The sequence below is a fragment of the Metallibacterium sp. genome, from assembly GCF_054637675.1.
Window position 1 is genome coordinate 147,122 of record NZ_JBTSRB010000002.1, and the last position, 9,272, is coordinate 156,393.

Sequence of the window (9,272 nt, forward strand, 5' to 3'; positions counted from 1 at the left end):
CAATCTGGATCATGGCTTTTCACGATCTGCGTGCTTTTCTCGCCTACCTGGAGGCGCGCCATTCCCTGCTCAGGGTCGCGGAACCGATCGATCCGGAACTGGAGAGCACCGCGTTCTGTCTGCGCACGCTGCGGGCCGGTGGACCTGCGCTGCTGTTCGAACGTCCGACAGGTTCAAACCACCCCATGCTCGGCAACCTTTTCGGGCATCGCGCGCGGATCGAGGCCGCGCTGGCCGGGAGACCGCTGGCATCATTGCGTGAACTGGGTCAACTGCTGGCTTCCATCAAGGAACCGCGCTGGCCCGGATCCGTGCGTGAAGCCTTGCGGATGTGGCCTGAATTCGGCCAGCTCGCGAATGTCGCGCCGAGGGTCGTGCGCGAGGCTGCGTTTCTCGATCAGATCATCGCGGGGTCCGACGTCGACCTGGCCCGACTGCCCATCCAGCGTTGCTGGCCAGAAGACATCGGCCCGCTGATCACCTTCGGGCTGGTGGTCACCCGCGGCACGCGGCAGAAACGCCAGAACGTGGCGATTTACCGGCAACAGGTGATTGCTCCGAACCGGGTGATCATGCGCTGGCTGCCACATCGCGGTGGCGCGCTGGATTTCGCCGACTGGCAAGCGGCTTGTCCGGACCAGCCGTTCCCGGTCCTGGTCGCCATCGGCGCCGACCCCGCCACGCTGCTGGCGGCCGTGGCGCCAGTCCCAGACACCTTGTCCGAGTACGAGTTCGCCGGCCTGCTGCGTGGCGAACGCACCCGCGTCTGGCACAGTTCACGCACTGGCCTGGATGCACCCGCAGGCGCGGAGATCGTGCTCGAGGGCGTGATCAACCCCGGTGACACCGCCATGGAAGGGCCATTTGGTGATCACACGGGCTACTACAACAGTCAGGCTCGGTTCCCCGTGCTCACCGTGCAGCGAATGCTGCTGCGAACCGGCGCGATCTATCACGGCAGCTACATGGGGCGCGCACCGCATGACGAACCCTCGGTTCTGGCGCTGGCGTTGAACGACGTCTTCGTGCCGATCCTGCAGAAGGTATTTCCCGAGATCGTCGATTTTTACCTGCCCCCGGAAGCCTGCTCCTACCGGATCGCCATCGTCAGCATCCGCAAGCAGTATCCGGGCCATGCACGCCGCGTGATGATGGGCATCTGGTCGTACCTGCGCCAGTTCACCTACACGAAGTTCGTCATCGTCGTCGACGCGGATATCGATGTACGGCAGTGGAGCGAGGTGATCTGGGCTCTTTCGACACGGGTCGATCCCGCGCGCGACAGCCTGCTCATCGAGCGCACCCCCATCGATTACCTGGACTTCGCCAGTCCAGTGGCGGGTCTCGGCTCCAAACTGGGGCTGGATGCCACCCGCAAGTGGGCCGGCGAGACCGACCGCAGCTGGGGACGGCCGATCACCGCCGATGTTGACATCGAGCGCCGTGTCGATGCCTTGTGGTCACGCGTATTCGCCAACGTCCCGGAGGTACGCCGCCCATGAACCGGACGCGCATGCCGTTCACCGCCAACTGCACCAGCCCGCGGGCCGCCCGGGCGATGTCGCGTCGGGCTGCGCGGAACTCGGCAATCCCCCCATTCCACCGCTTGGAAATGCCATGGATCTGATCTGCCCGGCGGGCAATCTGCCCGCGCTCAAAACCGCTGTTGATCACGGCGCCAGCGCGGTTTATGTCGGCTTTCGCGACCAGACCAATGCGCGCGCGTTTGCGGGGCTCAATTTCACCGAAGACGATTTGCGCCATGGCATCGACTATGCCCACGCGCGCAAGCGCAAGGTCTACATCGCACTGAATACCTATCCCGGCCCGGCACATATCGGCGACTGGCAAAGAGCAGTGGATCGGGCGGCCGACCTCGACGTCGACGCCATCATCTGCGCCGACCTCGGCGTACTCGACTACGCGACCCGGCAGTATCCCGACCTGCCGCGCCATCTTTCGGTCCAGGCTTCCGCGACAACCCACGCCGCCCTGCGCTACTACCGCGAACGCTTCGGCATCGCGCGCGCAGTCATGCCCAGGGTGCTGTCGCTGCAACAGATCGAGCGACTCTGCGAGCGCCAGGTCGTGCCCATCGAGGTATTCGCCTTCGGCAGCCTGTGCATCATGGTGGAGGGACGCTGTCAGTTGTCCAGTTACGTGACCGGCGTTTCACCCAATCGCCATGGCGTCTGTTCACCGGCCAAATTCGTGCGTTGGGATGAAGAGCCCGGCGGCGTACGCAGCGTTCACCTGAACGATGTCCTGATCGATCGCTACCAGGTGCACGAACCCGCCGGCTACCCAACGGTATGCAAGGGCCGATACGAGGTCGGCGGCGAGATTTTTCATGCCTTGGAAGAACCCACCAGCCTGAACACGCTGCAACTATTGCCGATGCTCAAGGCCGCAGGAGTCGCGGCACTCAAGATCGAGGGACGGCAGCGCGGGCTGGCCTACGTGGGCACGGTGACACGGGTCTGGCGACAGGCGATCGACCAGCTCGAATCGCAGCCTGGAGCAGCCACCAATCCGGCATGGCAGCGCGAACTCGACGCTCATGCCGAAGGTCACCAGACCACGCTGGGTCCCTATCACCGCTCGTGGCATTGAGGCACGCACGCATGCAACTCACCCTCGGACCCCTGCAATATTTCTGGCACCGCGATGATGTATTCAAGTTCTATCGTGCGGCCGCGCAATGGCCGCTGGACACGATTTATCTCGGCGAAACCGTCTGCAGCAAACGTCGCGAGCTCAGCACGCGCGACTGGATCGTGCTGGCCCACGAACTCGCCGAAAGCGGGCGCGAGATCGTTCTGTCCTCGCTGGCGCTGCTGGAAGCCGAGTCGGACTTGTCTGCGCTCACCAGGCTGGTCGAAAACGGGCACCTCCGCGTCGAAGCCAACGACATGTCCGCGGTACAACTCCTGCGCGAGCGCGCACTGCCGTTCATTGGTGGTCCAAGCCTGAACGTCTACAACCATGTCGCCTTGCGCCTGCTGTGCGCAGACGGCATGCAGCGATTGGTTCTGGGAATTGAACTGGGCCGGGAATTGCTGCAGGAGTTCAAGGACAGCGGCGAACCGCTCCCGGATTTCGAGGTGATCGCGTGGGGGCGTCTGCCACTGGCCTATTCGGCGCGCTGCTATACCGCGCGGGCTCTGGATCTGGCCAAGGACGACTGCGGCTTTCGCTGCATCGACTATCCCGATGGCCTGCCATTGAAAACGCGTGAAAGCCAGCCTTTTCTGACCATCAATGGCATTCAAATCCAGAGCAACGAGCACTGCGACCTGGCTCCGGACATCGCGGAGTTGCGTGCGGCAGGCATCCAGTTGCTGCGCCTGTATCCGCAGGCGAATGACATGGAGTCCGTGGTCGCTCGCTTTCGCGAGGCCATCGATTCGGGTCGCCCGCCACAGCGCATCGGCAAGGAGAGCGGCTATTGGCACGGACGGGCCGGCATGGAGCGGCTACCCGGCAGTGGTGTGGTAGACCCTGCTCAGGCGATCGTTTTGCCACAATGAACCGCGCGCGCCAGTCGAGCGAACCTGGCGCCTCGATTCAGGAAAACCCGAATATCCAGTGGAATCGTCTCCCACGGAAGCTGATCGAGCAGATTGCGCACCTGCAGCCCCAGTTCGGTGTCGCCCACCAACTGCAGGCGCCGCTGGAAAAACAGCGTATCGGCATCTTCCAGGCGGCTGGCCAGAAGCAGGAGATCAGTCGCGCTGCCACGTACGGTCGATTCCGGCTTTTCACCAGGTACATGCACATGCAGATCGCGCGCGCCGATCTCGACCACCCATCTCAGCTTGAGGTCGGTAACCTCGACACCGAGCCTGCGGCCCCGCAAATCATCAAACGCGCCATTGGCGAGTGGAGCAGCCATGACGCGCAGGGTCATTCTGCGCAGAAGGGCGCGCAGCAGCGGCGGCGGCAACACCCAGCGCAACGGTGTGCGCAACCGCGCAGGGGGCGGCAACAGCCGCAGAAGATTTTCCGCATAGGGAAATCTGAGCATCACGGAACTCCCCGAATCATGCAGCGATGATGGATCACCCGTGGTCTCTTACGCAGTTGACGACAGGCCCTGCAACGCGCAGGCATCAGCAATGAGCAGCTCCGTCAATTGTCGCGTCACGCCTTTGGAAAGAGCGAGCTTCGCGCCAAAAGCCTGTGCCCGATCATGCACCTGGCGCTCGCGTTCAAGGCTGCGTCCGGGCAACCCGGCCCGGTGCTTGACCGACATGGCACGGCGCACCAACCGGCGCCGACCCGCCAACAAGACGAGAAACATCTCATCGACCCGGTCGATCAGGGATCGCACCGCGCGCAGTTCAACCGAGCCAGCTTGCACCGGTCGCCAGTGTGCATTGCCAGCGAGGCCGGGAGCCGGCGCTTGCTGCTCGAATCGGGCTTGCGAAAACTCAACGTTGAGCATCGAGCACTCTGCGTGAGGCGGCGCGGGCAACGTTCGACGCAGCGAATAGGGGCGCGCGATGTTCAAACCAGAACCGCGGCGCGGCGCGGGCCATCATCAACGCGGCAGAAGGCGCGAAACTTCATATGACTCTTCGCAGTCCGAAATAAATCAGGCCTTTCAGCAACCGGTAAACAAACCACAGATAGACAGGTACAAACACCAGCACCGCAAACCCAAACGGTACGCAAAAGCCCGCGAGGATAGACCACATCATGAACAGGAACGCGGTGCGCAAACGCCATTGGCGATGGCTCTGCAAGAAAAAATCTGTGCAAGCCTCCGCTTCCTTGCGCGTATCGGCATACACCTGATACCAGATGGTGAAGATGAAAAAAACCAGACCCAGAGCAAGCGCCACATAAGCGTTGCGCGAACTGCGCAGTTGCCGGTCACTTGATTCCACGGCGACGCTCGATGCAGCGACAGAAGCGATCATCGCCCGATCCTCCACCAGCGCTCGTTGCTGGTAATCACCCGCCGCCAGTAAAGTTGGTAGATGAAATAGGTCAATATCGAGAGCAACAGAAACAGGCCGATAATCCAGGGTCCAAGCCGGGCCCTTTCCGCCTGATGCGGGTGCGCGACCGCGTACAAAAATGTGACAATGTCCCTCGCGGTCTGGTCAAACTGCGCCTTCGACATCGTGCCTTGAGTCAGGGGCAGCACACCGACCGCGATCCTGGCTGGGCTGCCGAAGCGAAGACCGTCAACCATGACCGGTTTTTGCAGTCCCTGCATGCTGGCAAAAACATCGGGCATGGCGACATTATAAAAGGCGACATTATTGACACCGGTCGGGCGCGCTGGATCAACATAAAATGACGTCAAGTAGGTGTATAGCCAGGCGGGCGAGCGGCGGTTGGCAATTTCGGTTAGATCCGGCGACGGCATATTTACGAATTTCGTCATCAGCTCGGGTGACATATTCGTGGTAATGGTATCGTGGTAGTGACGCCCGTCAGTACCGATGTATTTCAGGAATTGCGATTTGCTCAATCCAAGAACCGGTGGCAGCTCACTGTAACGCGCCCCCTGAATTCCGTGGCATGCGGTACACATATGCAATGCATACAGGGCGCCGTTTTGCAGCGCAGCCTTGTTATGCAGATTGATCTTGATGGGCCGCAGCGGTGGTTGCGTGGTCGTTACCGATGCCATCGCCGCATTGCCGAACAATACCAGAAGCAAAGCGGATAGAAGCACCACAAGCAACCCGGATTTCCATGATGGTGCGCGTGTTGTCATTGCTCGGTCCTGCCGAAAAGGAGTTCAGTTGTCTTCTGCGGACTTGTCGGGCGATCAACGCCCGACATTACGCGGATGCAAATCTGTCGTTAATGGAAGATGCCGCCAGCAGTAAGCCGTTCAGGCAGATGCTGGGTGTCCTGGGTGAGCGTCGGGAAAAGAATTGCCAAGCCGAACAGCAGCAGCAGATAGGTTGCCGGAATCCAGTCTGTCAACAGCATCAAGCCCCAGCTATGTGCATGAATGGAGTACATCCAAACGTCGATCAGCAAAACTGCGGCTTCAGTGGCGATTAGCCAAGCCACGCTGGCACCCAGCGAACGCCGCTTGTTGAAGAACGGCAGAACCAGGAACGTGGCGTAGAAAATCTCGGTGACATGAAGTCCGAAAACCATATTGTGTTCCGTGGCAAAGCCATGCGCGATATAACCCAGCCACAAAAATGATGCGGGCATCATTAAAATATTCAGTTTGTACAGCACCGAGCGATAGCGAATCGAGCGAATCGGATTGCGGTCGAGCAGCGGGAGACAAGCCAGTAGCGCAAACGAGCCGGCAAATGCCATGATCCCGTAGAGCTTGTCCGGTACGCCGCGCAGCATCGCGTAAAATGGCAGAAAAAACCACAGTGGATGAATATCACTCGGCGTGTGCAAAATATTTGCGGGCGTATAGTTCAATTTGTCCAGCAGAAAGCCCCAGCCATCGGGCTTGTAGAATACAAACCAGAAAAATATCACGAAAAACACGCTTACTCCGAACAGGTCCTTCACCGTGTAATATGGGTGGAAAGGAATCCCGTCGCGTGGCCATGAGGACTCGTTGGTATTAGCGTGAATCTCGACTCCATCCGGGTTATTCGACCCCACTTGGTGCAGCGCGATGAGGTGGACCAGCACCAGTGCCAAGAGCAATACCGGCATCAGAAATACGTGGAATACAAAGAACCGGTTCAAGGTCGGTAATCCGATTACAAATGAACCGCGTAGCCACTGCGCAATCGGTTTGCCAATACCTGGGATGGCGGTCACGAAATTGGTGACAACCGCAGAACCCCAGTACGACATTTGCCCCCACGGCAACAGGTAGCCGAGGAATGCCTCAGCCGCTAATGCCAGGTAAATGAATATGCCAATCAGCCACAGCAATTCTCGCGGCTTTTTGTAGGAGCCATACATGATGCCGCGGTACATGTGCAGGTACACGAGCACGAAGAATGCAGAAGCGCCGACAATGTGCATGTCGCGGATCAGCCAGCCCCAATGCGAATCTCTCTGGATCGTACGCACCACCGACCAATAAGCAAGATGCGGATTTGGCTGATAATGAATCGCCAAAAACAATCCGGTGGCCAGTTGCATGACCAAAACCAGCATGGCCAGCGAACCGAAGAAATACCACAGATTAAAGTTTTTCGGCGCCGGATACTCAGTCAGTTGCGTGCGCCAGAGCGATGAGATGGGCAGTCTTTGGTCAAACCAGCCAAACACTCGCTTTACTCTTGATTGGTCAATGTTGTTCATGAAATACGAAATCCTTCGCTGCGTGAACGTCGTGTGGATACTGCATCGTTTCGTTCAGCGTGTTGGTTTGGACTTGTTTATCGCTATTTGTGGTTGTGCGGGGTTGTGCGCTGCGGCGGCTGGGAGCGATTTCCAGGATTCCTGGTTTTGTCGACTGCTTGCACATATTCGCGATAATCTTTCGGGCCAATGCCGATGGCACTATCCGGATTCAGTTGCCGTAGGTATGCGGCGACCGCCGTCATCTGCTGCTTTGTCATTGCTCTGGCAATGCCGTTCATTACACGTCCGGGACTATTGTTCCGGGCGCCGCTGGCAAATTGATCAAGCTGCATCAGCACGTAAGCCTGGTGTTGCAGCGCCAATGCCGGGATTGCCATGGGCCCATTACCGTCGCCACCCAACCCGTGGCAAGCAGCGCATGCGGGAATGTTGTCGCTTGCCAGTCCCTGCGTATAGATTTTATGCCCCTCTTTCCACTGGGTAACGTTTGCGCGCGCGCGCGGCGCTGTCGATACGCCCGCAACTACAAGAGGCTGTTGCGAAAAGTATGCTGCGATTTCTTTCAAGTTTTGATTATCTATTGAAGGCGGTATGGTCATCGCCATGCCACTCATGATTGTTGACTTCCGCGCGCCATCCCGGAAATCCTCCAGTTGCTTCAACAAATAATTGTATTGCTGAGCCGCCAGATTGGGATATTCTGCCGTGGCACTGCTGCCGTTGATTCCATGGCAAGCTGCGCACACGGCAATCAGTGCCCCACCTTGTTTGGCCTCGGCCGCGCCTAGTGGTATCCCATGATAATCAGCTTTCGCATGCGCATTGGTGGTGCTGCAGGCTATCAGAAAAAGCATCGCGAAAGCGGAAGCCGGCGCAGCTTTTGATTTGACTATTTTCATCTTGACTTCCATCTGAAGAGTACTGGCTTACCAAATATCTGGAGTCCAATTCTTGTCGATGCCCGATTTGTTCACTTCGCCTATGGTGACGACTGTTGATGTTTTCCAGTAGTACGGCGGAATCGGGATGTTCAATGGTGCTGGCGAACCTTCGAGTACGCGGGCTGAAAAATCGTACATTGACCCATGACATGCACAATGGAATCCGCCTGGCCACCATGGCGTTACCGTATGTGGCGCGGGCCGATAATCTGGAATGCATTGCATGTGCGTGCACAGCGCCACGGCTATGAACATGTCTGGGCGCAGGGCACGATAGTTGCCATTCACATACTCTTGCGCTGGCTGCTGGTCTTGTTTGCTGTGCGGATCCTTGAGTCGCCGCAACAACGACGGTTCGGATAAAGTCTTCAGCATCCAGTCTTCGCGTTTCAAGATCCATACTGGCTTCTTCTTCCATTCCACGAGAAGCAATTGTCCGGGCTCCATCCGGCTGACGTCCACATCAATAGGCGCGCCCAGCGCCTGAACGGCTTTCCCGGGATTCATGTTGTCGATCAGAACGTCCGCAAACAGACCGACAGCCCCTGCGCCCAGTACCCCGGCAGCGGCAATAAGAAATTGTCTTCGATCCGGGCGTATTTCGCTCTCTGGACGGATCGAATCCATGATCATCTCGCCAGCAGTTGTTTTCTGAGTTGGGCCATTCGCCATAATCGTAACCTTGCCGTAAAGTTGCCGAACCTGATCTGCTGAAAATAATACCCTGCAACTCATGTTGACTTGATTCAGATCAAATTCCGCATGGATTGCGTCATCTTGTCACGCGCAGCCAACCAAGTGCTACTGGATTGCGGCTTGGTAGAATATGAGGTCCGCGCGCGTTGAGTTCTCCGACTTGACGGCTACGCAGCCAGAGCGGCCTTGAAGCGCACGGCGAGATATCACAGCCAGGCGGCATATGCTTGCCCTCAGCGCGAGTGCTTGCCCTCAGCGCGAGTCTTCGTCCTGGTGCTGCGTGGCGCGCTTGGCCTTCTGCCGCACCAGCATGGCGGCGACCAGCACGCCGGCCTCGTAGAGCAGCACCATGGGCACCGCCAGCAGGGTCATCGA

General features: G+C 58.6%; 10 protein-coding genes. 3 read left to right on the forward strand and 7 right to left on the reverse strand.

Annotated features, from left to right (window positions below; genetic code table 11):
- Window positions 1-11: 11 nt before the first annotated feature.
- The 3 genes from ACYDAT_RS01405 to ACYDAT_RS01415 are packed head-to-tail and all read left to right on the forward strand — an operon-like array spanning window position 12 to window position 3,530.
- Window positions 12-1,502, forward strand: a complete 1,491-nt coding sequence (locus tag ACYDAT_RS01405) for a UbiD family decarboxylase (protein WP_461448261.1) — start codon at window positions 12-14, stop codon at window positions 1,500-1,502.
- A complete protein-coding gene (ubiU, locus tag ACYDAT_RS01410) occupies window positions 1,429-2,613 on the forward strand; it encodes a ubiquinone anaerobic biosynthesis protein UbiU (RefSeq protein WP_461448262.1) in 1,185 nt (394 codons plus the stop codon). Before ACYDAT_RS01405 ends, ubiU begins: the two co-directional genes overlap by 74 nt.
- 11 nt (window positions 2,614-2,624) lie before the next feature.
- Window positions 2,625-3,530, forward strand: coding sequence for a U32 family peptidase (locus ACYDAT_RS01415; protein ID WP_461439038.1), 906 nt, complete (start codon window positions 2,625-2,627; stop codon window positions 3,528-3,530).
- Here ACYDAT_RS01415 and ubiT read toward each other — a convergent pair.
- The 7 genes from ubiT to petA form a co-directional block, all read right to left on the reverse strand.
- A complete protein-coding gene (ubiT, locus tag ACYDAT_RS01420; protein WP_461448263.1) occupies window positions 3,506-4,027 on the reverse strand; it encodes a ubiquinone anaerobic biosynthesis accessory factor UbiT in 522 nt (173 codons plus the stop codon). The genes ACYDAT_RS01415 and ubiT overlap by 25 nt on opposite strands.
- Before the next feature lie 48 nt (window positions 4,028-4,075).
- Window positions 4,076-4,447 (reverse strand): chorismate mutase, encoded by a 372-nt coding sequence (locus ACYDAT_RS01425; RefSeq protein WP_461448264.1) that lies wholly within the window; start codon window positions 4,445-4,447, stop codon window positions 4,076-4,078.
- Between the two features lie 121 nt (window positions 4,448-4,568).
- The gene (locus ACYDAT_RS01430; RefSeq protein WP_461439036.1) at window positions 4,569-4,925 is read right to left on the reverse strand and encodes a hypothetical protein; all 357 of its coding nucleotides are present in this window, start codon (window positions 4,923-4,925) and stop codon (window positions 4,569-4,571) included.
- Window positions 4,922-5,734 carry a cytochrome c1 gene (locus ACYDAT_RS01435; protein ID WP_461448265.1) on the reverse strand — a complete coding sequence of 271 codons (813 nt, stop codon included), beginning with the start codon at window positions 5,732-5,734 and terminating at the stop codon, window positions 4,922-4,924. The genes ACYDAT_RS01430 and ACYDAT_RS01435 overlap by 4 nt, the downstream gene beginning before the upstream one ends.
- Window positions 5,735-5,823: 89 nt before the next feature.
- Window positions 5,824-7,257, reverse strand: a complete 1,434-nt coding sequence (locus ACYDAT_RS01440) for a cytochrome b (RefSeq protein ID WP_461448266.1) — start codon at window positions 7,255-7,257, stop codon at window positions 5,824-5,826.
- A gap of 83 nt (window positions 7,258-7,340) precedes the next feature.
- Window positions 7,341-8,159, reverse strand: a complete 819-nt coding sequence (locus tag ACYDAT_RS01445; protein WP_461448267.1) for a c-type cytochrome — start codon at window positions 8,157-8,159, stop codon at window positions 7,341-7,343.
- A gap of 27 nt (window positions 8,160-8,186) precedes the next feature.
- The gene (gene petA / locus ACYDAT_RS01450) at window positions 8,187-8,936 is read right to left on the reverse strand and encodes a ubiquinol-cytochrome c reductase iron-sulfur subunit (protein WP_461448268.1); all 750 of its coding nucleotides are present in this window, start codon (window positions 8,934-8,936) and stop codon (window positions 8,187-8,189) included.
- Window positions 8,937-9,272: the final 336 nt, after the last annotated feature.

Excerpts from the sequence above, each read along its gene's own strand:
- petA (WP_461448268.1), bottom strand. The coding sequence starts at position 8,936 with ATGAGTTGCAGGGTATTATTTTCAGCAGATCAGGTTCGGCAACTTTAC.
- ACYDAT_RS01445 (WP_461448267.1), bottom strand. The coding sequence starts at position 8,159 with ATGAAAATAGTCAAATCAAAAGCTGCGCCGGCTTCCGCTTTCGCGATG.
- ubiT (WP_461448263.1), bottom strand. The coding sequence starts at position 4,027 with ATGCTCAGATTTCCCTATGCGGAAAATCTTCTGCGGCTGTTGCCGCCC.
- ACYDAT_RS01435 (WP_461448265.1), bottom strand. The coding sequence starts at position 5,734 with ATGACAACACGCGCACCATCATGGAAATCCGGGTTGCTTGTGGTGCTT.
- ACYDAT_RS01430 (WP_461439036.1), bottom strand. The coding sequence starts at position 4,925 with ATGATCGCTTCTGTCGCTGCATCGAGCGTCGCCGTGGAATCAAGTGAC.
- ACYDAT_RS01415 (WP_461439038.1), top strand. The coding sequence starts at position 2,625 with ATGCAACTCACCCTCGGACCCCTGCAATATTTCTGGCACCGCGATGAT.
- ACYDAT_RS01425 (WP_461448264.1), bottom strand. The coding sequence starts at position 4,447 with ATGCTCAACGTTGAGTTTTCGCAAGCCCGATTCGAGCAGCAAGCGCCG.
- ACYDAT_RS01440 (WP_461448266.1), bottom strand. The coding sequence starts at position 7,257 with ATGAACAACATTGACCAATCAAGAGTAAAGCGAGTGTTTGGCTGGTTT.
- ACYDAT_RS01405 (WP_461448261.1), top strand. The coding sequence starts at position 12 with ATGGCTTTTCACGATCTGCGTGCTTTTCTCGCCTACCTGGAGGCGCGC.